The organism is Pseudomonas sp. AN3A02, assembly GCF_011765255.1.
In the GTDB taxonomy this organism is placed as follows: Bacteria; Pseudomonadota; Gammaproteobacteria; order Pseudomonadales; family Pseudomonadaceae; genus Aquipseudomonas.
On the sequence record NZ_JAARNI010000007.1, the window covers coordinates 112,089 to 136,850 of the forward strand.

Here is a 24,762-nt window from a genome sequence, read left to right on the forward strand (position 1 = left end):
ACGCCTTTGCCTGGCCAATTCATTGGAAGTTAAGCCTGCCTGGCGTGCCCCGGATTTCGAGGGTGACGCCAGGCTTTCTCATTTCAATCAGGTGGCAATGGACATGGACAGCACTGAAACTCAACACGAGCAGCCTGCCAGGGCGGTGGCGCAGCTTCCCCCTCTGGGGCCGGCATTTATCACCGGTAACGATGCGGCCTTTTGGGCACATATGCAGGTCAGCAACAAGCGCGAGCGGGTCTATGGCGGGGTGATCCTCAAGCGCGCGGATGGCCGCTACCTGCCGACGGTACCGGCATCTGGCGATGCCCGCGGGTTCAACTTCGAGGCTATTCTCAAGACCGACGCCAAGGGCGATTTCATTCACCCTGAAGACTTCAGTGTCTACGCTTTTTACAGTTCGCGCGCCGACGACAGCGACGTATTGAAGAAAGAGTTGGCGCACTGGAGTCCGGCACAGCGGCGGCTGGATGCCAGCTTTTTTTCAATGAAGGGCCTGATATTTATCATTGGGCAGCGCGAGTTCTGCCCGATTTACTATTTGTCGGGGCTTCACGATTCGTTGATCAAATATGAAAGCAGCGGCTCTATAACCGAAACAGGTTTTTTACGCACACTGGAAACGACCCGCCCACCCACGGACTTTGACGACTTTATCTTCCTGATCAACCTCACGGCGAGATCCGGTGTCTTGCGTGTGGTGGTGGCCAACAAGGAATTGGGCGGCAAAGCAGGACAGATTGTTGAGCCCTGGACCCTCAACCAAACCGTGGCACAGCTCGCCCAGTCCCGGCAATCGCTGCCGGGTACCCAGGTTTTTCGCCGCTGGCAGGACGCGGTCCGTTCGGCGTTGCCGCCCCTGGATGCGCGGACGCCGGAAAGCTACTTTGGCTATTTGCTCAAGGACGACGCCGGGGATTACGTGGCGATGCTGCCCGATGCCGCGTTGAAGAAGATATTTGCGGCCGCCCCCAATGCGTTGGCGTTGCCCAAGGGCCGGCCAAAGCTGCCAAGCGGCTTCTATCTCCATGGTATCTACTGCTCGCTGGCGGCGAAGGCCGGACCCCCCGTGGCCAGGGAGTCGTGGCTGGCCGAGAGTTTTTTCACGGCGTCTGTCCTGGCGACAGGCGTTACCGCGGCCGCCTCCGATGACATGGATATAAACCTGTATTTGCGGGCCAACGATGGAGCCCTGCTGGTGTACAACTGCACGGGGTCCGAGGCGCAAAAACAGCTGCTCACCGATCAAGGCAAGCCGATCGACAAACGCCTGAAAGCTGGCACCTTGAGTCCTTCCGAATTTGTTCGGCAAGTAGCCGCAGTGGGCACGCTGACAGTGGTAGCGACCGGGCAGGTTTTTACCCGGGTCGGGGTGGTCGATCAACAGTGGCGAGCCTTCGAGAGCATCCATCAATCCCTGAGCCCGGCTTTCGTGAAGGCCGATGATGCGGCGCGCTACGTGCATTATCAGGCGGGTAGGCAGCGTGATGCTCTATTCATCAGTTTTATTCTGCAACGCGCCGATGGCCGGTTTGTCGCGACGCAGCTGCTGCGTTCCGATGAGTGCGACGCCGTATGGGGAGTACCGTCGCCCACCGGTGAGTACTTGACTCGTGTCGAGCTTGAGGGGTATCGCATCGTTGCCCAGTTCAATCGGGCTGAAGCCGACATGGACGAGCTCAGCCGCCAGTTTTCTCGACGCAGCCCCCGGCAACTGGCTTTCATGATCAGCGCGCCGAATGCTCATTCGGTTTATCTGAGCATACATTTTGCCGACTTGATAAAGACGCTTTACACCAGCGGGCCGAACGGTACGCTGCTCAAATACGTCTCCAGTGGTTCACGTGCTGAGCGTGAGTTTGCCGATTATCTGCGCGTTACCCTTCAAACCGGGGTACTGAGAAAGCGTGCACAAGGCTACGACGGAACGCCTGAGGGGCTGATCAAGGAGCTGGTAAAACTCAGCGAACTGACGGTGCTGCTGGCCGATGACAGTTGGTACAACATTCAGGGACGGGTGCCCGCAACCTGGGCTCCAGAGACCCCGTTCGCCGCGGCAGCGGCGATTGATGCGCCGTTGAGCTGGGTCTTTACGGACCTGCCAAGCGCTGTGTCCTACGCCCATAATCGTATGCAGGCGCATGCTGGCGGGCGGCGTATCGGTTGTATTCTCAAGCACCAGACTGAATTGGAATACGTGGTCAGCGAGCCTGGCGATAGCGTGCCGTCCGGTGATACGCATGGGCTCTTCGCACTTTCACGGTTGTTCCCCTTTGATGGCGACGGTCAGCCACGCTTGCCATCTGGCTTCGCATTGCGAGGCTGGTACTGTCAGAGCGAACCTGACAGCACCGGCGTGGCCAGCGAGCCCTGGGTTTACGAGTCGTTTTTCCCCACCTCGGATTTCGCCCAGGCCGTTGCGGCCTTTCGCACCAGCCCTGGCAACAACCTGGCGCTGTACCTCAGCACCAGCGATGGCGCGCAACTGGGCTATGAGGCGTCCCATTCAGCTGAAGAAAGCCAGCTTTACACGGTATTGCCCGATGGCAGTGTCACCGACAACGGCCTGGAAGACGAGTTGCGGGCCGGCACGCTGACTCCCCGCGAACTGATCCTGAAAGTCGCCGAAGCCGGGTCATTGGCGGTACTTCAGACGGGCAAGCTGTGGGATGTGTCCGGGCTGGTCAGCGAAACCTGGCGGCCCTATGCATTGGCCGCGCGGCCTCAACTGAGCCCCGCCTTTGTAAAAATAGAAGACGCGGCGCGTTATGCTCACGGACAGATCGGCAGTCAACGTGAGCGCGAATACTGCGGCTATATTCTGCAACGCCCGGATGGTTTGTACGTGGCGACTGAGCCGTTGTATGCCAGCGACTCCGGGCGTTTTGCACTGGGGTTTGTGTACCCTCAGGACACCAAGGGACGTTCGCTGCTGCCTGTGAAACATGGGCTGAAAGCGCTTTACGCATCCTGTCGCGGCATGTCACTGATCGAGCCCGAGCGTATGTTGCGCACAGGCTGGTCAAGGGATGATATTTACCTGGCCGCGCAGATGTTCAGTCCCGACGACCTCTACACGCTGATCCAGAACCGCCGGCAAGTGCCAGTCGCCTACCTGTCAGCCGACGAGGACAGTTTGCTGGTGTATGACCTGGTCGACTCCTCTGGGCTGGCGAAACTGCTCAATGACGTCACCCCCTCGACACAACAAAGCCCGGCGGCGCTTAACCTCGCCAATGGAACGCTGACGGCCCAGGAGTGGGTCAGGCAAGTGGCGAGCGCCGGCAGTGTGCGTGTGGTGCAGTCCAGCCCGCTTTGGGGGGCGCCGGGGCTGATCACCGAGCACTGGCGCCCGCGTTTGCCAATCCCCCGCAGTCAACGCCCGCAGCAGGTTGCCTTCGGCCAAGTGTGTGCCAGTGCCGATGAATCCGCCCAAGCGTTGCACGCGAAGTTACACCGTGGCGGGCCGACGCAAACCGGATTTGCGTTCATCCTCAAACATCGGGACAGGAATGCGTTTGTCAGCAGCGAGGTCGTGCCCTCGTGGAGCAGAGCTGAGTTGTTCGCCTTGAACGACTTGTTTGATGTGGATGCGCAGGGCAAGGTTATTTACCCCGAGGGTTACCAGTTGCATGCCTTGTTCTACGCACGACACTGGATGCCGCAGGGGCTTGGCAGTCCCGAACGCTGGCTGGCGCAGCACTTCCTGTCAGCGGAGGATTTGGCCGGCGCTACGGTTGAAGCCAAGCGCCAGCGCGAGCCGGGAGCCTTGAGCGGTTTGCCGGTGTTTATCTCGACCCTCGACCGTGCACTGTTACGTGTTCAAGCGCCGGTCTCCTCAACTTTGTTCGACCCGGTCCGCCAGGCGTCGGGTAATTTCGAGGATGTTCAGACCTTGTTGTCCAGCGGCCAGTTATCGGCGGTGGGGTTCGTCAACCAAGTGGCGAAGTTGAGCTGGCTGAGTGTGCTTGTGCCGAGTGAGTGCTGGGCGCTGACGGGCAAGCTGGACGTCAGCCAGGCACCCTGGGTCGCCTTTGGCGGCTTCATGCGTCGAGGCTTGAGCCCGCTGTTCAGTAATCAGGCGGATGCCGTACGTTACGTCCATCAGCAATTAGGTCCACATCGCGACACGCTATACGGTGGCCTGGTGCTGCAACGCAATGGCAAGTTCGTCGCTACCCTGGGCATCCAGGTGTTGAGTGAAGACTTTGACCCGAACGTGATCCTGCCCGTCATGGACGTCAGCCAGGCGCTGCTGACACCCGGTTGGAAAGTGGTCGGGCGTTACCGCTCGCGGGCTGCCCGGGTGCTGCCGTTCTGGCTGGGGACTCAGGAAAACGCGACGTATCAAAACCTGTTCTCCACCAAGACCCTGGAGACCGCGCTGAAGTCCGGCCACCTGTGGACCCACGAATACCTGCTGACGCCGGACGGTTCACTGATCGGTTTCAGTACCCGGGACGCCGAGCGCAACCTGATGAGCAACGCCCAGCGAGACGAAGCGACGCAGTTGCTCAACCAGTTGGAAACTTCCCTCGCGCCCAACAGCCTGGCACCCCAGGATCCCGACAGTAACGCCATTGAACAGCAGCTGCGCGCGGGCCGTAAAACCCCGACCGAACTGGTCAACCAACTGGCACGGGTGGGCACCTTGCAAGTGCTCGAGGGCGGCCCGTTGTGGGGGATTGCCAAGCGCGTACTGCCGGGCTGGATGCCGGCCCTGGCGTATATTGCGCCTGAGGCGGCCCTGCATGCCGTGGCAGATCGAGCCATGGGGCCCGTGTTCAAGCATGCCGACGATGCTGCTCGCGACGGGCATCAAGGCACCACCGGGCGTGGCGTGCTGACCTTTGGCCTGATCCTCAAGTCTTCCGACAACGGGCATTTTGTCGCGAGTGCACCGGTCAAGGGCGATGACTTGCAGTTCCGCTACGACCGCGTATTCCTGCGTGGCAACCTGCCCGGCGGCTATAGCCTGCACGGCCTGTATCTGCGGCTACCCGAGAAGGCCACCGCCGGGTTCCCTCAGGCACAGGGCTATGAGCAACTGCTGGCCCCGGCGGTGGTGCGTGCGGTACTGAGTTTTCTGCAGGTGCTGAATCAGCGTGTCGAGCGCTTCCTGCCGCTGTATGTGTCCTGTGCCGACGGTTCGCTGTACCGTTATCAGGCCGTCCAGATAGACCCTGACTGGGATTCCAGCCACCGACAGGAGGGGTATCTGCGCCGCCTCGAGAGCCGTGGCAGCAATGACAGCCATGTGCTGAAACTGGCTGAGTCCGGTGAAGTCCGCGTGCTCGACAGCAGCCCATTCTGGGATGCCCTGCTACCGCGAGTAAAACGCCTGGCTACGACGCTGACAGTTTTGGATACGCGCCTGGCGCTGGGGCCATTGTGCGGCCACCCGGATGATGCCGCGCGCCTGGTGTGGCAACGTTTCAAAAACCAGCCAACCCCGCCACGGCTGGGGGCGATCCTTGGTAATGGCGACAGCGACACCTTTATCGCGGTGCATCCCGTGGCGGATCCGGGCCCGTCGGTGGCGGTGGGAATGCGGATGGACACACCGGCCTACAAGGCATTGTTCAGCATGATGAACTTGCGCTACCCCAACCCTTCGATTCAATACCCGGCAGGCTTCAAGGTGATGGGTGTGCAGCAGTTGTTCAAAATTCACAGCGCACGCCAACGCATGGCTGATCGTTACGAGGAAGCCTTAGCCCACAACTTCATTGCCCAGTACGAAATTCGCGGACTCATTGAGATGCTGCGCAATGAACCGGTGGCCGGACCGCGTTACTACTTCACTCCGGTGCAAGGCGCGCTGATTGTCTATGAGCCCAGCTATCATTCGGACGAAAGCCAGTTGCTGCGCGATGATTGGATTGACGAAAACACGGGCGTGGTGAAGGTCAAGCCCAGCGAGGTGATCCGCCGGCTGGCCACCTTGGGCAAACTGACCATCCTGGAAGCCGACCATTTTTGGCAACCTCGCAGCCAGGTCGGGCGGCGGCTGCTGCATGAACTCAAGGAGGCCGACCAGGACGTTTAACGCCTGCGCATCAACCCGATAAAAAACAGACCGCCAATGGCTGCCGTGGCCACACCGATGGGCAGGTCCTCCGGGGCGATCAGGGTGCGTGCGGCCACATCGACCCACACCAGGAACACACTGCCCAGCAGCACACACACGGGCAGTAAACGGCGATGCTCGGCGCCTACAAGGCGCCGGGCAATGTGCGGCACCATCAGCCCGACAAAGCCGATGGAGCCGCTGATGGACACCAGCACGCCGGTCATCAGCGAGGCGATCAGGAACACCTTGAGCCGCACATTGCGTGCGTTCAGGCCCAGGGTCACGGCGGTCTGTTCGCCAGCCATCAACGCGTTCAACGGGCGCGCCATCCCCAGCAGTAACACCAGCCCCAGCAACACCGTGGCGAAGGGAATCGCCAGCAGTTCCCAGCGCGCCAACCCGAGTCCGCCGAGCATCCAGAACATCACCGCCGAGGCCGCGCGGTGATCACCCATGAACAGCAGCAAATTCGCCACCGCCATCATCACGAATGACACCGCCACCCCGCACAACAGCAGGCGGTCACTCTCCAGCCGACCGTTGCGACTGGCCACCGCCAGCACCACGATCATGCTCAGCAACGCGCCGATGAACGCCGCGATGGGCAGGGTCAGCAGGCCGATCACTTCACCCACATGCAACACCACGATCACCGCGCCGAGGGTGGCGCCGGAGGTCACGCCCAGCAGGTGCGGATCCGCCAGCGGGTTACGTGTCACCGCCTGCAACACCGCACCGATCAACGCCAGCCCGGCGCCCACCAACGCGCCGAGCAGCATGCGCGGCACGCGGATCAGCCACACGATGTGTTCCTGCCCCGCGCTCCAGTCCACCTCGCCAACGCCGAAGGCTTTATGCAGCAGGATCCGCCACACCACGTCCACCGGCACCCGCGCCGAGCCGAACCCCAGCGAGACCACGCAAGAGATCAGCAACAACGCGCCAAGAGCACTCAGCAGCAGGGCATAGCGACGGGTAATCATTCGCCGTGGAACCCCTTGGCCAGGGTTTCAACCGCCAGCACGTTGTCGATGCCCGGCGTGGCTTGCACATAGGGGATCACGATAAAGCGCTGGTTCTTGATGGCGTCCACCGATTGCAGCGCCGGGTTGTTCAGCAGGAACTGCTCTTTTTGATCAGCGGTGATTTCGCTGTAGTCGACGATCACGATGACTTGCGGGTTGCGTTCCACCACGGTTTCCCAGTTGACCCGGGTCCAGCTGGCGTCCACGTCATCCAGAATGTTGCGCCCGCCGGCGGCGTCGATCAGTGCCTGGGGCATGCCCAGGCGGCCGGAAGTCATGGCGCGGTCTTCGCCGCTGTCGTAGAGGAATACGCGGGGTTTGTCGGCCGGCAGGTTTTTCTGCACTTCGGCGACCTGTGCCTGCATCTGTGCGATCAAGGCATTCGCGCGGTCCTGCACGTCGAAAATTTTGCCCAGGTTGCGCAGATCGTTATAGGTGTCTTCCAGGGTGGCTGCCGGGCGCTTCATCACGAAGGCGCAGGACTCGGTCAGCTCATAGACGTTGATGCCCAACGGTTGCAGGGTTTGCGGGGTGAGATCGCCGCCCACGCGCATGCCGTAGTCCCAGCCGGCGAAGAAGAAGTCGACGTTGGCGTTGAGCAGGGTTTCCACCGACGGGTATTTGCTCGCCAGTTCCGGCAGGCCGTCGAGGATCTGCGCCATTTCCGGCGTCACGGACTTCCAGCCGGTCACGCCGCTGTAGCCGGCCATGTGCGACTTGAGGCCCAGGGCGAGCATCATCTGGGTCATGTTGATGTCGTGGCTGACCGCGTGTTTTGGGGCCTCGGCGAAGGTCACTTCGCGGTTGCAGCTTTTGATTTTCAACGGGTAATGAGTCGCTTCGGCGAACGCTTGAGCAGTGCCGAGCAGCAACGCGAGAGACAGCAGGGAGCGCAGGATCATGGTTGGGTTATCCAGGTAATTCGGGGGTAGCCGGACAAGGGGTGAGTGTCGATCAATGCTTCAACGCCGAACACTTCGCGCAGTAATTCGGCGGTCAGCACCTCGTGAGGTGTGCCGTTGGCGACGATGCGCCCGTGGTTGATCACGTACAGCCGATCACAGAACGCGGCGGCCAGGTTCAGGTCATGAATGCTGGCCAGGGTGCCGATGTTCAGGCGCTTGACCAGTTGCAGCAATTGCAGCTGGTAGCGCGGGTCGAGGTGGTTGGTCGGTTCGTCGAGGATCAACAGTTGCGGTTGTTGGGCCAGGGCGCGGGCCAGGATCACCCGCTGTTTTTCGCCGCCCGAAAGGGTCGCGAAGGCGTGGTCTTCAAAACCCAGCAGGCCGACGGATTCGAGGGCCTGGCGGATCAGGTTGCGGTCTTCAAGGGTGTCGCTGTCGAACAGCCCCTTGTGAGGCGTGCGGCCCATGGCGACCACTTCATCCACTCGCAGGCCGAACGCATCGGGAAACTCCTGGAGCACCACGGCGATACGTTGCGCGCACCACTTCGAGGATTGCTTCCAGACGTTCTGGTGTTCCAGCAGCACCTCACCCGCCGCCGGTTTGCTGAACCGATAGGCGCACCGCAGCAGGCTGGTCTTGCCGCTGCCGTTGGGGCCGATCAGCCCGACAAACTCACCGGCACTCACCCGCAGGCTGGCGTCACGCAGTTGGAACTGGTGATGACAGTGCTCGTGGCCGGGTGGGGCCCAGGCGAGGTCGGTGAGGTTGAGTGAGGTCATCTTTACTCTCAGGTCCAACACAGGACAAATGTGGGAGCGGGCTTGCTCGCGAAAGCGTTGGATCAGTAACAGATACAGTGCCTGACACACCGCATTCGCGAGCAAGCCCGCTCCCACATTTGGACAGTGTTGCGTTCAGTTAGAAGGTGTAGTCCGCCGTCACAAAGAACGACCTGGGCTCACCCAGGATCCATTGCTGGCCGTCATTGTATTGGCTGACGGCGTAGGTGCGGTCAAACAGGTTATTCAATTGCAGGCCCAATGTCGTGTTGCGCATGGCTTTCCACGACACGCTGGCATCGACCACGGTGTAGCTCGGCACTTCGCTGGTGTTGCCGGCGTTGGCGAAACGCGAGTCTACATAACGCACGCCGGCACCGGCGCGAACGTCGTCAGTGATGGCTTTGCTCAGCCACAGGTTGGCGGTGCGGCGCGGTACGTCGGTGGGGCGGTTGCCGTCGCGGGACACGGCCTGGCCGTTGACCACTTCAGAAAAGTCGTCGTACTGCGCACGCACGATGGCTGCATTGGCTTGCAACTGCCAGGCGTTCGGCAGTTGCAGGTCGAGGCTGGCTTCCAGGCCGTTGGAGGATTGCTGGCCGATTTGTTCCTTGAGGGTGGTGCCTGGGATGCTCACCAACAGCTTCTTTTTGACGATGTGGTAGGCCGCCAGCGTCCATTCACCCCGCGAGTCCCAGAACGCCTGCTTGAGGCCGATCTCGGCTTGCCTGGCGGTGGACAGGCCGAACTGCTGCTGGCTCGGGCTCAGGGTAATCAGGCTGCCGACGCCGTCGGTGCTGGTGGCGTACTGGCCGTATACCGAGGTGTCCGGGGTGATCGCGTAGACCAGGCCGGATTTCCAGTTGTTGCCGGTAAAGGTCTTGTTGGCGTCGCTGCCATCCACCAGGGAGTCACTGTCGATGTGCACGTAGTCGCGGCGCACGCCGGTGATCAGTGACAGTTGATCAGTCAGTTGCAGGCGGTTTTCGGCGAACGCAGCCAGCTGTTTGGTGGTGCTGACGGACTGCGGAACGAAGGGGCTGGCGCTTTCAAACGGTTGCGGTACCGGGCGGTTGATGTCCACCGGTTGGCCGGCGTTCGTCAGGTCATCGAACGGCGAGTTGCTGGCCAGGCGAAAGCGAATGCGGTTGTACTCGACGCCGGTCACCGTCTGGCTGTCGAGGCCGAACAGGGTGTGTTTGAAGGTAAAGGTCTGGCGGTCGCCGATCTGTTCCTGGTTGTGCTTGATGCCCAGGTAGCTCTGGCGTACCAGCCCGCCGTCGACATAGTTGTAGCTCTCGGCGTTCTGCCAGCGGCGCTGGTTTTTCAGGTACGACAGTTCATTGGTGGCGGTGACGTTGTCGTTGATCTGCCACTCGCTGGTCAGGCGTGTCCACTGGTCGTTGTAGTGCTGGATATCGTTGCTGACGTTGTAGTTTTTGTCCCGCAGGCCCTTGTGCAACTGGCCGTTGATCAGCGGCGTGCCGTAGTCGTTTTGCGGGGTCTGGTCGCCGTAGTCGGACGCCAGGGTGAAGCTCAGGTTGTCCGCCGCCTGCCAGCGCAGGGCGCCGCTGACGAAGTCGCTGCTGGAGTCGCCACGGTCGATGAAGCCGTTACTGCGCAGGCGGTTGATGTTCAGGCGATAGCTCAGGGTGTCGGTCAGCGAGCCGCCGCTGTCGAGGGCTTGCTGCTGGCGGTCATAGGAGCCGTAGCCCAGGCGGATATGGTTTTCGATCTCGCCTTCGAAGGGTTTCTTCGGGAGGGTGTTGATCACCGCGCCGGTGGCGCCCTGGCCGTACATCACCGAGGCCGGACCGCGCAGTACGTCCACCCGCTCCACAGACCAGGTGTCCACCGGGAAGGTGGAAGTGCCCGCGCCATCGAACATGCGAGCGCCGTCGTACAGTTGCAGCACCGAACTCTGGCCGGTGAAACCGCGTGCCGACAACGAGGTGCCGCCGTCGCCCGGCGTGCCGGTGCGGCTGATGCCGGTGGCCCGGGAAATGGCGTCCTGCACCGTGGCATCGCCTCGGGCGCGAATCTGCTTGCCGGTCTGGCTTTCAACGCTGCCCGGGGTTTGCAGGGCAGTGAGGTTCAAGCGCGAACCTGCGGTGGTCGGGGTTTGCAGGTCGACGCGCTCGTCGTCGACGGCTGGGGCGGACACGGCACTGGCGGGAAGCGTCAGGGCTTGGGCACTGTTTTGCAGGGCGAGCAGGCACAGGCCGGACGCAAGGTACTTGTTCATCGGACGATAAATCGCTTCTTCGAGGCGGTACTCGCCGCTGGGCGCGGCGAGAGGGGGAACGCATTAAGTGTTACAACATAACACTTTGTGCGACGTGGGCGAAAGCCCGCGTAAGACTACATAACGCCTCTAGGCAGGGCATCTCGTCTGTTTCACGCTGAACCTGAAGCAGATTCACGTTGGCCAAACAGACGTGAAAGCACCAGGCGATCCAACGCCCAGACCACAATCAATGAGGCGCCCACCAGCGGAAAGACAATCGCCAGCCCAAGCATGATCGCCATCGCGGTTTTCCATTTCGGCAGGTCATGGCGCAACGGTGGAACCCCCAGGCTGCCCTGTGGCCGACGCTTCCACCAGATCACCAGGCCGCTGACGGCACTGAGCAGGATCATCAGGCAAATCAGCAGCACGATGATCTGATTGACCACGCCAAACATCTTGCCTTCGTGCAGCATCACGCCGGATTCGGTGACCCGCGCCACGGTGTTGTAGTGTTCCCAGCGCACATCGGCCAGGACCTTGCCGGAGTATTGGTCCACATGCAGGGTGGCGTCGTTGCGCGGGTCGTTGGCAAACACCGCGATGGTGAACACGCCTTCGGCGGTGGTGGGGAAGGTGATGCTGTAGCCGGGCTCGACCTTGCGTGAGTTGGCGAGGTCTACCACCTGTTGCAGGCGGATACTCGGGGCTGCCGGGCCCTGGCTCATGCCGGCGTGCTTCATGTGCTCGGCATGCTCGCCGGACATCGGCATCGGCGTGTTTTCCATGGCCCACGGCACGGTCTGTTGGCTCGCGGTGTTGAGGCTGCGGGCCTGCTGGTCGGACTGCGGTACGTTGTTCCACATCGCCGCCGGGAATTTATTCCACAGTTCGGCATATTGCTTGCCCCAGAAGCCGGTCCAGGTCATACCGCTGAGCAGCATCACCAGCAGGAAAGCCGCGCCCCAGAAGCCGGCGACCGCGTGCAAATCCCGCCAGAACAAGCGGCCGCGACTGCCCAGTCGTGGCCACAGAATGCCGGCCGCCGACTTGCCACGCGGCCACCACAGATACAGGCCCGAAATCACCAGCATCACGCCCCAGCCGGCGGCCAGTTCCACCAGGCGATCGCCGATGGTGCCGATCATCAACTCACCATGCAGCGCACGAGCGATGGCTTGCAGGTTGTATTTGGAATCCTGTTCACCGAGCACGGTGCCGCGATACGGGTCGACGAATACCGTCGCTTCGTGCCCGTCGTTGCGCATCACGAATTGCGCGCTGCTGGTGGCGTCGGCAGGTGGCAGGTACTTGCTGATTTTGCCTTGGGGATAGGCGGCTTGGGCGCGTTGCAGTTGTTCGTCGGCACTCAGTGCGTGTTCGGCGCTTTGCACCGTCAGCAGGTTGCCGTACATCAGCGGGTCGAGCTGGGGTTTGAACAGGTAGATGATGCCGGTCAGGGCCAGCAGCACCATGAACGGCGCGACAAACAGCCCGGCGTAGAAATGCCAACGCCAGGCCAGGTTGTAGAAGGAAATCTTGGGTGTACTCATCAGGGGCTGCTCCGCAAAGGCATTTTGGTTATTCGTTGATGAACGCAATCCCGTAGGAGCGAGCTTGCTCGCGAAGAACCTGAGGACGCCGCGGTCATACAGAAGCCCCGCGTTATCGTTGGTGATTTTCGCGAGCAAGCTCGCTCCTGCACTGGGCATTAGAAGCTCATGTCCACCTTGGTCCAGAGCGTGCGCCCCGGTTCCTTGATGGCTTGCGGGTCATTGGCCGGGTAGCCGAACCCGGCGTTGCCGGCCAGGTTCAGGTGCTCGGCGTATGCCTTGCCGAACAGGTTGTCGACGCCGGTGCTGACCTTGAAATTCTTGTTGATGCGATACGCCGCGTTCAGCGAGAACACGCCAAACCCCGAGCTCTTGTCGAAGTCCTTGCCGACCACGTTGCCCTTGTTCTGGTCGATGCGGTTTTGCGCCGCGACCACCCGCCACAAGGCGCCGGCGCTCCAGTCGTCCTGGCTGTAGGTCAGCCCGAAGCGCGCATCCAGCGGCGGGATTTGCGGCAGCGGTTTGCCGTCGCTGCTGTTCTTGCCCCAGGCGTAGGCGAAGGTGGCATCGGCTTTCCAGTTGTCGGTCAGCTTGTATGCGGCGCCCAATTCACCGCCCATGATTCGCGCATCCACATTGCGCGCCTGGGAAGTGGTGCCCATCATGCCCGGCTGGTAATCGAACAGGATGAAGTCGCGCACCTGGCCAACGTAGCCCGAGGCCCAGGCGTCCAGATCTGCGGATTTGTATTGCAGCCCGAAATCCAGTTGGGTGGTTTTCTCAGGCTTCACGCCATCGAAGGCATTCACTGAACCGACCGCCCCGGTGTTGGGGGAAAACAGCTCCCAGTAATCCGGGAAACGTTCGGAGTGCCCTAGGCCGGCGTACAGGGTGGTCGGGCTGTCGGCCAGGTCGTGCTCGTAGCGCACAAAGCCCGACGGCAAGGTATCGGCGCGGGCTTTGTCGGCGGTGGGGTTAGGGCTGCTCATCATCCCGGAGCCGATGGCTTGCCGGAAATCCTTGGCCGAGGCGCGGTCCACACGAGCGCCGGTGATCACGCGGTCGCGGTCGGCGGCGTACCAGGTCAGTTCGCCAAATACCCCGTAGTTGTGGAAGTTGGCGTCCTTGCTGCGGGGCAGGTCCTTGTAGGTGTCGACGCCCATGGCGCTGCGTTGGCGGTGCTCGTTGGTTTGTGCATCAAGGCCGCTGATCAACTGCACATCGGCCCAACGCCAGGTGGCCTTGATGCGTGCGCCGAGGGTGCGGCGGTCGACGTTGGACGCCATGGGGCCGGCCATCATCCCGGTGCCCGACGGGACGCGCAGGGTGTAGTTGTCCATCACATGGTCGGCGTAGTTGTAGTAGACCTGCGCTTCGATCTTATCCAGCACCTCGCCGATATTCGACTTCTCGAATCGCAATCCGAGGCTCTCGCGCAAAAACTGCGAGCCATCCATGCCACGCCCGGCGTAGCGGGCTTCGCCATCGCCACGGCCGGCGGTGAGTTCCAGCAGGGTGTCGGCGTCCGGGGTCCAGCCCACGGCCACGTCGCCGTTCCACTTGTCGTAGCGCGAGGCGACGGTGTCGTTGTTGCCGTCCTTGTAGTCATCGGCGTGGGCCTGGTTGCCGATCACCCGCACATAACCCAGCGGCCCGCCCGCCGCCGCATCGACGACTTTGTCGAAGCGCCCGTTGGAGCCTGCCAGGATGCTGGCGTTGACCCGCGTGCCCAGCTCGCCGAACTGCTCGGGCTCGCGCTCGAACAGGATCGTGCCGGCTGAAGCACCAGGGCCCCAGAGTACGGTTTGCGGGCCCTTGATCACCGTCAGCTTGTCGTAGGTTTCCGGCGAGATATAGGAGGTGGGCGCGTCCATCCGGCCGGGGCAGGCACCGAGCATCATGCTGCCGTTGGTGAGGATATTCAGGCGCGAACCGAACATGCCCCGCAGCACCGGGTCGCCGTTGGTGCCGCCGTTGCGCACCAGAGCGAAGCCGGGGATGGTCTTGAGATAGTCGCCACCATCGCTGGCGGGCACTGGCTGGCGCGGGTCTTTCGGGTTGGTGACGACGGTCAGCGGCGAGCTGGGGGCGACCGCCGTGATCACCGTCGGGCTCAGTTCATTGTGGTCGGCATGTTCGTCGGCGTGGGCCTGTGGAACCAGCAGCGCACCACACAAAACGGCGAACACGGGAGTACGTCCCAAACGGGTGTCAGCAGAAAACCTGGACATGAAAAATTCCATCAATCATTCGTAAACAACACGGCCAGCAGCCTGCGGCTGTCTGTCTAAAGTCGGCCGGGGTGAAGTAACGGTGTGAAGTGCTTACGCGATGATGGGCGGGGCGCGGCTGCGGGCGCCGGGGAAGACGGTTTGCCGGGCATGGCCCAGGCGTGGGGCGGGGGTCAGGGCGTTGGCGGGCGGCGGGCTGCCGAGGGTGACGAACGACACGCTGCCAGGCAGCGCCGGGCAACTGAAGAGCAGGCTGCAATAGCCGCACTTTTCCCAGAGCACGTGATGCTCGTCGGGGGCCTTGCTGTGTTCGGCTGGGGGCTTTGCGTCGCCATGGCAACTCGGGCCGTCCATGGGCATTTCCATGGACATACCGGCGTGATGATCCATCGGCATCGCTTGGGAAATCAGCGGACCGATAAAGATCATCAGCATGGCGAACAGGCTGATCCAGCTGCCGCGCATGAGGCCTACAGGCTTACGGCGGTGCGGGGACAACCTGGCGCGTGGGGCGCCCATCAAGAATGATCTATTGGGCGTGCATATGCTCGTGGCCGGCCATGGGCGGTTGCTTCTGCACCGACACTTCCACCTTTACAGGCCCGGCTTTCTCGAAATTCAGGGTCAGCGGGAAATGCTGGCCATCGCGCAAGACGCTGCGGTCCTTCAGGTCCAGCAGCATCACGTGGTAGGCCATGGGGGCGAACGTCAGGTCACCTTTGGCCGGCACCGCGACGCTGGTCACCTGCTGCATCTTCATCAGGTCGCCCTGCATCACATGCTCATGCAGCTCGGCCTTGGCGGCCACGGGCGTGTCGACGCTGAGCAGGCGATCCGCATGCTCGCCCTGGTTATGAATCACGAAATACGCCGCGACGGTCGGCGCGTTGGGCGGCAGTTCCTGGGACCAGGGTTCGCTGACCACCAGTTCGCCGACCTTGAAGTCTTCGGCATTGGCAGCAGCACACACCGGCAGCAACAACGCAGCCAGAAGCAGGGAAGATTTGAGCATGGCAGTTCTCCAGAACGGTTCTAAACGCAGTTCACTTGCGAAGAAATCAGACCGTTGGAGAGGCGCGGGGGTTAAGGCTCGGCCATTGCTGGCGCGGGGTAGGGGATTGCAATGACGGCGGCGGCAGGTCTTGCACCGCTTCGAATCGAGCAAAATACAGGTTGGGTGTGTGCCCGGGCAGCGCGACCAGAGGCGCCGAGCCCGAGCAGCACCAGCAATGCTGCATGGTGGAGTGATCGTCCTGCTGTGGCGCCGGTATCTCCAGCTTGCCCAGGGCAATGGCCGTCAGTTTCGTGCCGTTGGAGGAGCAGAAACTGCCCCACAGCAATTGCTTGACCGGGTCATCCGCCTGCTGCATCGCACTCGCCAGCGGCATGGCAAACGCATTGAACAGCACTGCAAGGCAGGCTATCCAGGCAATTGCAAAGCGTTGACGGGCCATGGCGGACAATCCGTAGGGTTAAACGATCAGGTGGGTATTTAGCCTGATCGGGGGGGATAAGTAAAAAGGCGCGGTGTGGTTTGGTGTCGCAGTGCTGGGTTTGAGGATAGACGGGAACTGAGGGATTGTATTCGGCTATTGCCTGGTATTCAGCCTGCGGGTTGCTCGGGCAATGGTCTCTCGCGCTGTGCTGACCAATGAACCATCGCCTGGGTCTTCTTCGATGCAGGCTTCCAGATAAGCGTCGATCTCTTCTTGTGTGCGTAGATGGTTTGCAGCATCGAAGCGCGTGAACTGTGTCTTTGTGTCAGGCAGGCATTGGGCTTTTTCCAGCCATTGGTTTAATCGTGCTGCGACGTCGGGCTCATCTGATTTCAATGCGTCCGCTTCAAGGCCAAGCGCGTGCGCAAGCTCGGGATTCCCGATTATGTGTTCGATAATCGTATGTTCAGCAGGTCGAGTTAAGCGTCGGGGACGGGATTTTTCAGTCATGCGATGAACCTCATGTTTAACGTCGGTGGACGAAATGTTGAAGATCATCGCCAAGGGAATACTTATTCCGGTAGTCAGCGGGTTCTGGTGTTGGTGTAGGCAGCTTCTCATTGGGCCTCCATGCAACCTGGATACGGGAATGCTCCACAGAAATTTCCGACAGTGATTTGAGGTTGTCCCTAGGAAACGCAATCTCTAGTCTCCGTACACCGCTGCAAACTCAGCGGTCGGGCGTCGCGGCCCGGATCCCTATAGGCGCTAAGCGCCATCGTCTGCTTTCAGTTGGCGCTTTTTTATCGTCTACTGTGCGGCGCTATGGTGGCTGTGCGCGGGATACCTTCGGGTATGCCGGGTTGCCTAGGGACCGGTCCGCGAACCTGCGCACAGCTGCCACCTTCCATCGCGTCGCGGCGATCAGTGGCAGCTCCACGTCCCTTAGGAGCTTCACAATGATTAAACCTACCCCTAATCCCCCCTTTCGGCTGTTCACCGTAGCCGACGGAATCAGCACCGAAGACCTGTTGGTCAACCTCATTGAAACACTCGCCTCGGCCAACGCGCTGAGTTGCGACTTAGCGTTTAGCCTGGAAGGATCGAAGCGAGAGGAGTTGTTGGGCGTCGCTCAGTTGATCGAACTGGCGGAGTTACTGGCTGATCGGGTGCACGAAAGTGCCGGACAACGCATTTAACACTTCGATGATCGATCGTTCCTGCGCTGATGTGTGGGAATGATCCTGTGAGACGCCTTTAAACGTCCCAGCTTGCTTCCCGTATGTGATTGAAGTTCACGACATCTACGCTGTGCTGATGAGCAAATCCAGCGACTCTTAGGTCATCTGTCAAAACCAGATAATTATCTTTGGCTGCCCAGATAATGCCGACGTCGGTAAGGCCATAGGGCGACAACTCATAATCGCAACTTATATCAAGAGCGGGGCAGTGAATCTCAATGACTGTCGATAATGATTTTTTTAATGTTGCGTAGAAGTCGTGTAGCTTGCTCCCATAAAGCCCGTTTGTAAGGTTGCTGACTTCCGCAAGTATATGAGGAGTTGAAGTAAGCTTTTCGAATTGATCAATCACGTTAAGCAGAAGTTTGTAATCTTTGGCGGTGTACCCGCTTGTTCTTTTGAAGCCTGCAATACTGGGTGTGCCTCCGATCAGTGCCAAGAGCAGCAGGTTAGTGTCGACTATGATTCCTTTTCTTCGATATTGCCGGATATATGTTTCGATCATACTTCGCGGATCTTCATGGAGCGGAACTCGCCAGTCTCCGAGTCAATAAAGAATGTTTTATATTTTTTTGCGTACATTTGTCCCGCTAGAGATGCGCCTAATCGTTCATATTTATCAGGGGCTGGAACATTGAAGCCAAGTGTTATTGCCCACGTTTTGTCGCCTGGGTTTAACTCGACTTCCTCAAGCATCAAGTCCTGAAGCACTGTTTCCTGGCCGAGAAAGTCATTGGCTGCTGCCTTGGCAACTTGCACGGCTTCTTTGACGTCTATCATGTCAGCTCCTGAATAGAATTGAGTCTGGCTTGAACTGTTTCTGGAGTGTAGCACTTCATGTTGTGGATTCATCGCCGTCCCTTTAGTCACAAATAGAGTTGATAGAGGTGGGCGATGATCCTGATCTATCGAATGAAATCTGCCAATAACTCGATTGTTTCTGCGGGCGACAAAAGCTCCTGATCCACCGCCACCAACACCGGCCGCCTCAACACCAACACCGGCACCCCCCGCTCCCGTGCCACTTCCAGCTTCGGCTCGGTAGCCGTGCTGCCGCTGTTCTTGCTGATCAGCACATCAATCTGCCGTCGCTCAAACAATGCCCGCTCATCCTCGATCAAAAACGGCCCACGGGCGCCGATCACTTCGCAGCGTTCATTGCCGGGGTACACATCCAGTGCGCGCAAAGTCCAGAACTGCTCGGCGGGGATTTCGTCGAGGTGTTGCAACGGTTCACGGCCCAGCGTGAACAGTGGTCGCTTGAAGGGTTTCAGGGCTTCAATCAACTCCGCCCAGTCACTGACTTCGCGCCAGTCATCACCGGCCTGTGGCTGCCACGCCGGGCGGCGCAGGGCCCAGCAGGGAATGCCACACACACACGCGGCACGGGCGGCGTTGGCGCTGATCTGTGCGGCATACGGATGGGTCGCGTCCAGCACCAGCTCGATACCTTCATCGCGAATGAACTGCGCCAAACCTTCCGCGCCGCCATAGCCACCGACGCGCACCTGGCACGTAAGGTCGGTGGGGACGCGGCCAACACCCGCCAGGCTGTAGATATGCTCGGGGCCCAGTGTGCGGGCAATGGCCAGGGCTTCCGTCACACCGCCCAGCAGCAGGATGCGTTTCATAGCGGCTTGATCACTTCCAGCAGGGTGATCGGCAGCGCCTGGCGCCAGGTATCAAAGTCTCCCAGTGGTTGGGCCTGGGCCACATGAATGCGGGTCAGCTCGCCGCCGTGTTGTTCGCGCCAGGCCATCAGGGTCATTTCGCTTTGCAGGGTCACGGCGTTGGCCACCAGCCGGCCACCGGGGCGCAGGTGTTGCCAGCAGGTGTCGAGGACGCCGTCGCGGGTTACGCCGCCGCCGATAAAGATGGCGTCGGGTGCTTCCAGGCCAGCGAGTGCGTGGGGCGCGGTGCCGCGAATCAGTTGCAGGCCGGGGACGCCAAGGGCGTCACGGTTGTGTTCGATCAACAGTTGCCGACCTTCATCGGCTTCGATCGCCAGCGCGCGGCAACTGGGGTGAGCACGCATCCATTCGATCCCGATGGAGCCGCTGCCCGCGCCCACGTCCCACAGCAGTTCGCCGGGCATCGGCGCGAGGCGGGCGAGGGTCATGGCGCGTACGTCGCGTTTGGTCAGTTGGCCGTCGTGCTTGAAGGCCGAGTCCGGCAGCCCCGCCAGGCGTGACAGGCGCGCGGTGTTAGCGTCGGCCACGCAGTCGATGGCCACCAGGTTCAAGGCAGCAATCGGTTCACCTGGCCAATCCCGGGCGATGCCGTCGATGCGCCGCTCATCCGGGCTGCCGAGGTGTTCAAACACGCTCAGGCGACTTGCGCCAAACCCGCGCTCAGCCAACTGCGCCGCCATCGCCGCCGGGCTCTGGCCGTCATTGCTCAACACCAGCAAACGCACGCCGCTGGCCAGGTGCGCATTCAGCGCTGCCAACGGTCGGGCAACCACCGACAGCGTCACCACGTCCTGCAATGGCCAGCCCAAACGTGCCGCCGCCAATGACACGGAAGAGGGCGCCGGCAAAATCAGCAGCTCATCGGCGGGCACCTGCCGCGCCAGGCTCGCGCCTACGCCATAGAACATCGGGTCGCCGCTGGCCAGCACGCACACCGCTTCACCACGCTTGGCCAGCACCGGTTCCAGGGAAAACGGGCTGGGCCACAACTGGCGTTCGCCGCGGATACACACCGGCAACAAGTCCAGCTGGCGTTGGCCGCCAACAATGCGCGAGGCGCGTAACAAGGCGTGCCGGGCGTTTCTGCCCAGGCCCTTGAAGCCGTCTTCACCGATGCCTACTACCGTCAGCCAGGGCGACATATGAATTCCTTGAACGACATCCGACGGGCAGGCTTTTCATGCCGCCGGACAAAGCAGGCATAATACCGCGCCTTTACCCGTGAACCGGTAGCCCTGTGAAACCAACACCACTGTCCAATACCTTGCGCCCCTCGGCCTGTCCGGGGTTGCTTCGTATTGTCCAGGCGTTGGACGGCGGGATTTGCCGGATCAAGCTGGCCGGTGGTTCGATCCGCGCCGAGCAGGCATTTGCCGTGGCTGATGCGGCCCAGGCCCATGCCGGCGGTGTGATCGAGGCAACCAACCGCGCCAACCTGCAAATTCGCGGAATAGGCGCCGGGCACGACGCATTGATCGTCGCCTTGCTGGCGGCTGACCTGGGCCCCAGGAGCGCCGCCGGTGACGATGTGCGCAATCTGATGCTCAGCCCCAGCGCCGGGATTGACCGCGAGATGCTGTTCGACACACGGCCGCTGGCCGACGAAATCCTTACCACCCTGGAAACCCACCCGCGATTCCATGAACTGTCGGCCAAGTTCGCCGTACAACTGGACGGCGGTGAAGCGCTGGCAATGCTCGAACATCATCACGACCTGTGGCTGTCGGCATTCGACGCCAACGGCGAGACGCTGTTGGCGTTCGGCCTGGCAGGCTGCCCGGCGCAGGACTCGCCGTTGGCCGCCGTGCCTTTGGCGCAAGGGCATGCACTGGTGGTGGCGGTTCTGGAGCTGTTCCTTGAACTGGCCCGGCCCGATCAAACCCGGATGCGCCACCTGCTGGCCGAAACCGCTGTGGATAACTTTATCGAGCGACTAAACCTGCCCTTGCAGCCGGTTGAAGGCTTTTCAAGGCGCCCCAACTCCGCGCCGCTGCACCTGGGAAGTTATCCACAGCGCCAAAAAAACCAGGTCTACGTCGCCGCCGTCGCACCCTTGGGCCGCCTGGATTCGGCGATGCTCAGGGGCGCCGCACAATTGGCTGTCGACCATGGCGACGCCACCCTGCGTGTCACGCCATGGCAGGGCCTGTTGCTGCCCAATATCCGTGATGCGGCGGCGGTCATTGAGCGCCTCGAACGGCTTGGCTTTTTGTGCTCGGTGGACCAACCCCTGGCGCGCCTGATCGCCTGCACCGGTTCCAGTGGGTGCGCCAAAGGCCTGGCCGACACCAAGACCGACGCCCTGCAATTGGCAACGCTCGCGCCCGGCCACAGCGTGCACCTGTCCGGCTGCCCGCGGTCCTGCGCGGCCGCACACACCGCGCCCGTCACCTTGCTGGCCGTGAGCCCAGGCCACTACGACCTCTATTTTCGCGACGCAGGCCAGCCCGGTTTCGGCCGCCTGCGCGCGCGCACTCTTTCTATTGAAGCGGCGGGCGCCTTGTTGCGCGCCCACCCACGGAGCAACACCGATGATTGATTACATCCGCGACGGTCAGGAGATCTATCGCAACTCCTTCGCGATCATTCGCGCAGAAGCCAAGCTGGATCGCATTCCTGCCGACCTGGAAAAGCTCGCCGTGCGGGTGATTCATGCTTGCGGCATGGTCGACGCCATCGACGGCCTGCAATTTTCCGAAGGTGCCGGCAAGGCCGGGCGTGAAGCCCTGGCCGCCGGTGCGCCGATCCTGTGTGATGCGCGGATGGTCTCCGAAGGCGTGACCCGTACGCGCCTGCCGGCCAATAATCAGGTGATCTGCACCCTGCGCGATGACAGCGTGCCGGAGTTGGCCCGCGAGCTGGGCAACACCCGTTCCGCCGCCGCCCTGGAGCTGTGGCGCCCGCACCTGGAAGGCAGCGTGGTGGTGATCGGCAATGCGCCGACAGCGCTGTTCTACCTGCTGGAAATGCTCGACGCCGGCGCGCCAAAACCTGCACTGATCCTCGGTTTCCCGGTGGGCTTTGTCGGCGCCGCCGAATCCAAGGCGATGCTGGCGGCAGACAGCCGCGGCGTACCGTTCGTGATCATGCAAGGCCGCCTGGGCGGCAGTGCGATGGCCGCCGCCGCGGTCAACGCCTTGGCCACGGAGGTCGAATAATGCCGGCACGCGGACGTTTGATTGGCCTGGGCGTAGGCCCCGGTGACCCGGAACTCATCACCCTCAAGGCCCTGCGCCTGCTGCGCGAATCGCCGGTGGTGGCGTACTTCGTGGCCAAGGGCAAGAAGGGCAACGCTTTCGGCATTATTGAAGACCATTTGGTGCCACAGCAAACCCTGATGCCGCTGGTGTACCCGGTGACCACTGAAGTGTTGCCGGCGCCGCTGTCGTACGAGCAAGTGATCAGCGATTTCTATGACACCGCCAGTGTCGACGTGGCCGCACACCTGGACGCCGGGCGCGATGTGGCAGTGATCTGCGAAGGCGATCCGTTCTTCTACGGCTCCTACATGTATTTGCACGACCGTCTGGCCGAGCGCTATGAAGCCCAGGTGATCCCGGGCGTGTGCTCGATGCTCGGCGGCGCGTCCGTGCTGGGTGCGCCGCTGGTGTATCGCAACCAGAGCCTGTCGGTGCTCTCCGGCGTATTGCCCCATGACGAACTCAAGCGTCGCCTGGCGGATGCCGATGCGGCGGTGATCATGAAGCTGGGGCGCAACTTCACCAAGGTGCGTCAGGTGCTTGAAGAGTTGGGGCTGGCGAGCCGGGCTTTGTACGTCGAGCGCGCGACCATGGCCAATCAGAAAATCGTCGCCCTGAGCGACGTCGATCCAACCTCTTCGCCGTACTTCTCGCTGATCATCGTTCCCGGCGAAAGGTGGCAAGGCTGATGACGGCTCCCGCGATTGTCATTCTGGGGCAGGGCAGTCTCGCCACTGCCCGGGCTATCCAGCAGGTGTATCCCGATGCGCTGATCCACGGCTTGGCCGGTCGGGTCGAGGGCGCAGATCAGGCCTATAACGAATTCGGTGCCACCGTGCGCCAGTTGTATCAACAGGGCACGCCGATCATCGCGTTGTGCGCCGCCGGGATTGTGATCCGCACCCTGGCGCCGCTGCTGCTGGAGAAGGGCGTCGAGCCTGCCGTGCTGGCGGTTGCCGAAGACGGCAGCGCCGTAGTGCCGCTGCTTGGTGGCTTGGGTGGCGTGAATGTAATGGCGCGGGAAATCGCCGCCGCCTTGGGTGTTGCCGCCGCGATCACCACCAGTGGCGAACTGCGTTTCGGCACCTGCCTGCTCAACCCGCCCAGCGGTTATCAGCTCGGCGATCTGGAGCTCGGCAAGCGCTTTGTTTCCGACTTGCTGGCTGGCGAATCGGTACGTATTGAAGGCGCGGCGCCGTGGCTGGATCAGGCCAACTTACCGCAAGATCAGCAGGCGCGTCTGGCGATTCACGTCGGCAGTGCCGAGCGCACGCCTGCAGCCAATGAGTTGCTGATTTATCCGAAGAACGTGTTGGTCACCTGCCAGCCGGGGCCGCAACTGGCCGCGCGCATTCGTGCGGCGTTGCAGGAGGCAGGGCTCGCCGTGCAGTCCCTGGCGGTTTTGCTGGCGGCTGAAACCGAGATGGCCAATTCGTCGTTGCATGAAGCTTCAGTCGAGTTGGGCGTGCCGTTGCGCTTCGCCGGTCTGCCGACCCAAGCGGACATCGCAATCACGGTGGCCGATGCACCTCTGGACCTGTCCCAGGTCGGACGTCCCCGTGGCCGCCTGGCGGTCATCGGTTTGGGCCCTGGCGCTGCCGAACTGATGGTGCCGGCGGTAAAGGCCGAACTGGCCCGCTGCACCGACGTGCTGGGTTACGAAACCTACGTACGCATGGCTGGGCCGTTCCGCCCGGATCAAATCCAGCACTGCACCGACAACCGCGAAGAAATGCAGCGCGCCCGTCACGCCTTTGAGCTGGCGGCGCAGGGGCGTTCGGTGGTGGTGGTGTCCTCGGGTGACCCTGGCGTATTCGCCATGGCGGCTGCGGTGATCGAGGCCCTGCACGAGTCCAGCGACCCGGCCTGGCATCAGGTCGACCTGGAGATCCTGCCGGGTGTTTCGGCATCCCTCGCCACGGCGGCACAGGCGGGGGCGCCGCTGGGGCATGACTTCTGCGTGATGTCGCTGTCGGACAACCTCAAGCCCTGGTCGATCATCGAGAAGCGTCTGGACCTGGCTTCCCAGGCCGACCTGGCGTTGGCGTTCTACAACCCGATTTCCCGTGCTCGGCCCTGGCAGTTGGGGCGCGCCCTGGAGATCGTCGCGCAGCATCGCACGGCCGAAACGCCGGTGGTGCTGGGCCGTGATATCGGTCGCCCGGGCCAGACCTTGCGCGTCACAACGCTGGGGCAACTGACACCGGACCAGGTGGACATGCGCACCATGGTGCTGATCGGTTCGTCCACCACCTGCGTATTTCCCCGGGCCGGTGGTGGCGAGTGGGTGTACACGCCACGTTGGTATGGCGATAAGCCGGCCTTCTGAAAAAGGGTGGCCCCGCAACGGGGCTGCCTTGAAAAAGTCATCAGGTGATGGAAGAAAGGTCTGCTTGCC

20 protein-coding genes are annotated in these 24,762 nt (G+C 61.8%); 6 read left to right on the top strand and 14 right to left on the bottom strand.

The window, feature by feature from the left end; genetic code table 11:
• Positions 1–103: 103 nt before the first annotated feature.
• Positions 104–6,049 (top strand): hypothetical protein, encoded by a 5,946-nt coding sequence (locus tag HBJ59_RS23080; protein ID WP_167664850.1) that lies wholly within the window; start codon positions 104–106, stop codon positions 6,047–6,049.
• Here HBJ59_RS23080 and HBJ59_RS23085 read toward each other — a convergent pair.
• The 10 genes from HBJ59_RS23085 to HBJ59_RS23130 all read right to left on the bottom strand — a co-directional run bounded on the left by HBJ59_RS23085 (position 6,046) and on the right by HBJ59_RS23130 (position 16,796).
• Positions 6,046–7,056, bottom strand: a complete 1,011-nt coding sequence (locus HBJ59_RS23085; RefSeq protein WP_076018001.1) for an iron ABC transporter permease — start codon at positions 7,054–7,056, stop codon at positions 6,046–6,048. The two genes, HBJ59_RS23080 and HBJ59_RS23085, sit on opposite strands and share 4 nt — an antisense overlap.
• The gene (locus HBJ59_RS23090) at positions 7,053–8,000 is read right to left on the bottom strand and encodes an ABC transporter substrate-binding protein (protein ID WP_167664851.1); all 948 of its coding nucleotides are present in this window, start codon (positions 7,998–8,000) and stop codon (positions 7,053–7,055) included. The genes HBJ59_RS23085 and HBJ59_RS23090 overlap by 4 nt, the downstream gene beginning before the upstream one ends.
• Positions 7,997–8,785 (bottom strand): ABC transporter ATP-binding protein, encoded by a 789-nt coding sequence (locus HBJ59_RS23095; protein ID WP_076017999.1) that lies wholly within the window; start codon positions 8,783–8,785, stop codon positions 7,997–7,999. The genes HBJ59_RS23090 and HBJ59_RS23095 overlap by 4 nt, the downstream gene beginning before the upstream one ends.
• Positions 8,786–8,924: 139 nt before the next feature.
• Positions 8,925–11,030: a TonB-dependent siderophore receptor gene (locus HBJ59_RS23100; RefSeq protein ID WP_167664852.1), complete on the bottom strand. Its 2,106-nt coding sequence runs from the start codon at positions 11,028–11,030 to the stop codon at positions 8,925–8,927.
• 152 nt (positions 11,031–11,182) lie between these two features.
• Positions 11,183–12,565, bottom strand: a complete 1,383-nt coding sequence (locus HBJ59_RS23105; protein ID WP_167664853.1) for a PepSY domain-containing protein — start codon at positions 12,563–12,565, stop codon at positions 11,183–11,185.
• A 158-nt stretch (positions 12,566–12,723) separates the two neighbouring features.
• Complete coding sequence (locus HBJ59_RS23110; protein ID WP_167664854.1) at positions 12,724–14,796, bottom strand: TonB-dependent copper receptor; 2,073 nt, start codon at positions 14,794–14,796, stop codon at positions 12,724–12,726.
• A gap of 93 nt (positions 14,797–14,889) precedes the next feature.
• A complete protein-coding gene (locus HBJ59_RS23115; protein ID WP_167664855.1) occupies positions 14,890–15,261 on the bottom strand; it encodes a DUF2946 domain-containing protein in 372 nt (123 codons plus the stop codon).
• A 64-nt stretch (positions 15,262–15,325) separates the two neighbouring features.
• On the bottom strand, positions 15,326–15,808 hold the full coding sequence (locus HBJ59_RS23120) for a copper chaperone PCu(A)C (protein ID WP_076017993.1): 483 nt from the start codon (positions 15,806–15,808) through the stop codon (positions 15,326–15,328).
• A 46-nt stretch (positions 15,809–15,854) separates the two neighbouring features.
• Positions 15,855–16,250, bottom strand: a complete 396-nt coding sequence (locus HBJ59_RS23125) for a DUF2946 domain-containing protein (RefSeq protein WP_167664856.1) — start codon at positions 16,248–16,250, stop codon at positions 15,855–15,857.
• A 135-nt stretch (positions 16,251–16,385) separates the two neighbouring features.
• On the bottom strand, positions 16,386–16,796 hold the full coding sequence (locus HBJ59_RS23130; RefSeq protein WP_167664857.1) for a DNA-binding protein: 411 nt from the start codon (positions 16,794–16,796) through the stop codon (positions 16,386–16,388).
• A gap of 395 nt (positions 16,797–17,191) precedes the next feature.
• Here HBJ59_RS23130 and HBJ59_RS23135 point away from each other — a divergent pair, with 395 nt between their 5' ends.
• Complete coding sequence (locus HBJ59_RS23135; protein ID WP_167664858.1) at positions 17,192–17,431, top strand: DUF6124 family protein; 240 nt, start codon at positions 17,192–17,194, stop codon at positions 17,429–17,431.
• Between the two features lie 58 nt (positions 17,432–17,489).
• Here HBJ59_RS23135 and HBJ59_RS23140 read toward each other — a convergent pair whose 3' ends face one another.
• From HBJ59_RS23140 to cbiE, 4 genes are all read right to left on the bottom strand, one after another.
• Entirely contained in the window at positions 17,490–17,978 is a 489-nt protein-coding gene (locus HBJ59_RS23140) for a PIN domain-containing protein (RefSeq protein ID WP_167664859.1), read from the bottom strand.
• Positions 17,975–18,253 carry a hypothetical protein gene (locus tag HBJ59_RS23145; protein ID WP_167664860.1) on the bottom strand — a complete coding sequence of 93 codons (279 nt, stop codon included), beginning with the start codon at positions 18,251–18,253 and terminating at the stop codon, positions 17,975–17,977. The genes HBJ59_RS23140 and HBJ59_RS23145 overlap by 4 nt, the downstream gene beginning before the upstream one ends.
• 125 nt (positions 18,254–18,378) lie before the next feature.
• Positions 18,379–19,104, bottom strand: coding sequence for a cobalt-precorrin-6A reductase (locus HBJ59_RS23150; RefSeq protein WP_167664861.1), 726 nt, complete (start codon positions 19,102–19,104; stop codon positions 18,379–18,381).
• On the bottom strand, positions 19,101–20,306 hold the full coding sequence (gene cbiE, locus HBJ59_RS23155; protein WP_076017988.1) for a precorrin-6y C5,15-methyltransferase (decarboxylating) subunit CbiE: 1,206 nt from the start codon (positions 20,304–20,306) through the stop codon (positions 19,101–19,103). Before cbiE ends, HBJ59_RS23150 begins: the two co-directional genes overlap by 4 nt.
• A 95-nt stretch (positions 20,307–20,401) precedes the next feature.
• Here cbiE and cobG point away from each other — a divergent pair, with 95 nt between their 5' ends.
• From cobG to cobJ, 4 genes are read left to right on the top strand one after another with little or no spacing between them, the layout of a single operon-like run.
• Positions 20,402–21,703 carry a precorrin-3B synthase gene (gene cobG, locus HBJ59_RS23160; RefSeq protein ID WP_167664862.1) on the top strand — a complete coding sequence of 434 codons (1,302 nt, stop codon included), beginning with the start codon at positions 20,402–20,404 and terminating at the stop codon, positions 21,701–21,703.
• Positions 21,696–22,322, top strand: coding sequence for a precorrin-8X methylmutase (locus HBJ59_RS23165; protein ID WP_010174005.1), 627 nt, complete (start codon positions 21,696–21,698; stop codon positions 22,320–22,322). The genes cobG and HBJ59_RS23165 overlap by 8 nt, the downstream gene beginning before the upstream one ends.
• Positions 22,322–23,053, top strand: a complete 732-nt coding sequence (locus tag HBJ59_RS23170) for a precorrin-2 C(20)-methyltransferase (RefSeq protein ID WP_088424735.1) — start codon at positions 22,322–22,324, stop codon at positions 23,051–23,053. Before HBJ59_RS23165 ends, HBJ59_RS23170 begins: the two co-directional genes overlap by 1 nt.
• Complete coding sequence (gene cobJ, locus HBJ59_RS23175; protein ID WP_167664863.1) at positions 23,053–24,693, top strand: precorrin-3B C(17)-methyltransferase; 1,641 nt, start codon at positions 23,053–23,055, stop codon at positions 24,691–24,693. The genes HBJ59_RS23170 and cobJ overlap by 1 nt, the downstream gene beginning before the upstream one ends.
• Positions 24,694–24,762 lie beyond the last annotated feature (69 nt).

Coding starts and splice junctions, on each gene's coding strand:
- HBJ59_RS23080 (WP_167664850.1), top strand. CDS start 104: ATGGACAGCACTGAAACTCAACACGAGCAGCCTGCCAGGGCGGTGGCG.
- HBJ59_RS23085 (WP_076018001.1), bottom strand. CDS start 7,056: ATGATTACCCGTCGCTATGCCCTGCTGCTGAGTGCTCTTGGCGCGTTG.
- HBJ59_RS23090 (WP_167664851.1), bottom strand. CDS start 8,000: ATGATCCTGCGCTCCCTGCTGTCTCTCGCGTTGCTGCTCGGCACTGCT.
- HBJ59_RS23095 (WP_076017999.1), bottom strand. CDS start 8,785: ATGACCTCACTCAACCTCACCGACCTCGCCTGGGCCCCACCCGGCCAC.
- HBJ59_RS23100 (WP_167664852.1), bottom strand. CDS start 11,030: ATGAACAAGTACCTTGCGTCCGGCCTGTGCCTGCTCGCCCTGCAAAAC.
- HBJ59_RS23105 (WP_167664853.1), bottom strand. CDS start 12,565: ATGAGTACACCCAAGATTTCCTTCTACAACCTGGCCTGGCGTTGGCAT.
- HBJ59_RS23110 (WP_167664854.1), bottom strand. CDS start 14,796: ATGTCCAGGTTTTCTGCTGACACCCGTTTGGGACGTACTCCCGTGTTC.
- HBJ59_RS23115 (WP_167664855.1), bottom strand. CDS start 15,261: ATGCGCGGCAGCTGGATCAGCCTGTTCGCCATGCTGATGATCTTTATC.
- HBJ59_RS23120 (WP_076017993.1), bottom strand. CDS start 15,808: ATGCTCAAATCTTCCCTGCTTCTGGCTGCGTTGTTGCTGCCGGTGTGT.
- HBJ59_RS23125 (WP_167664856.1), bottom strand. CDS start 16,250: ATGGCCCGTCAACGCTTTGCAATTGCCTGGATAGCCTGCCTTGCAGTG.
- HBJ59_RS23135 (WP_167664858.1), top strand. CDS start 17,192: ATGATTAAACCTACCCCTAATCCCCCCTTTCGGCTGTTCACCGTAGCC.
- HBJ59_RS23140 (WP_167664859.1), bottom strand. CDS start 17,978: ATGATCGAAACATATATCCGGCAATATCGAAGAAAAGGAATCATAGTC.
- HBJ59_RS23145 (WP_167664860.1), bottom strand. CDS start 18,253: ATGATAGACGTCAAAGAAGCCGTGCAAGTTGCCAAGGCAGCAGCCAAT.
- HBJ59_RS23150 (WP_167664861.1), bottom strand. CDS start 19,104: ATGAAACGCATCCTGCTGCTGGGCGGTGTGACGGAAGCCCTGGCCATT.
- cbiE (WP_076017988.1), bottom strand. CDS start 20,306: ATGTCGCCCTGGCTGACGGTAGTAGGCATCGGTGAAGACGGCTTCAAG.
- HBJ59_RS23165 (WP_010174005.1), top strand. CDS start 21,696: ATGATTGATTACATCCGCGACGGTCAGGAGATCTATCGCAACTCCTTC.
- HBJ59_RS23170 (WP_088424735.1), top strand. CDS start 22,322: ATGCCGGCACGCGGACGTTTGATTGGCCTGGGCGTAGGCCCCGGTGAC.
- cobJ (WP_167664863.1), top strand. CDS start 23,053: ATGACGGCTCCCGCGATTGTCATTCTGGGGCAGGGCAGTCTCGCCACT.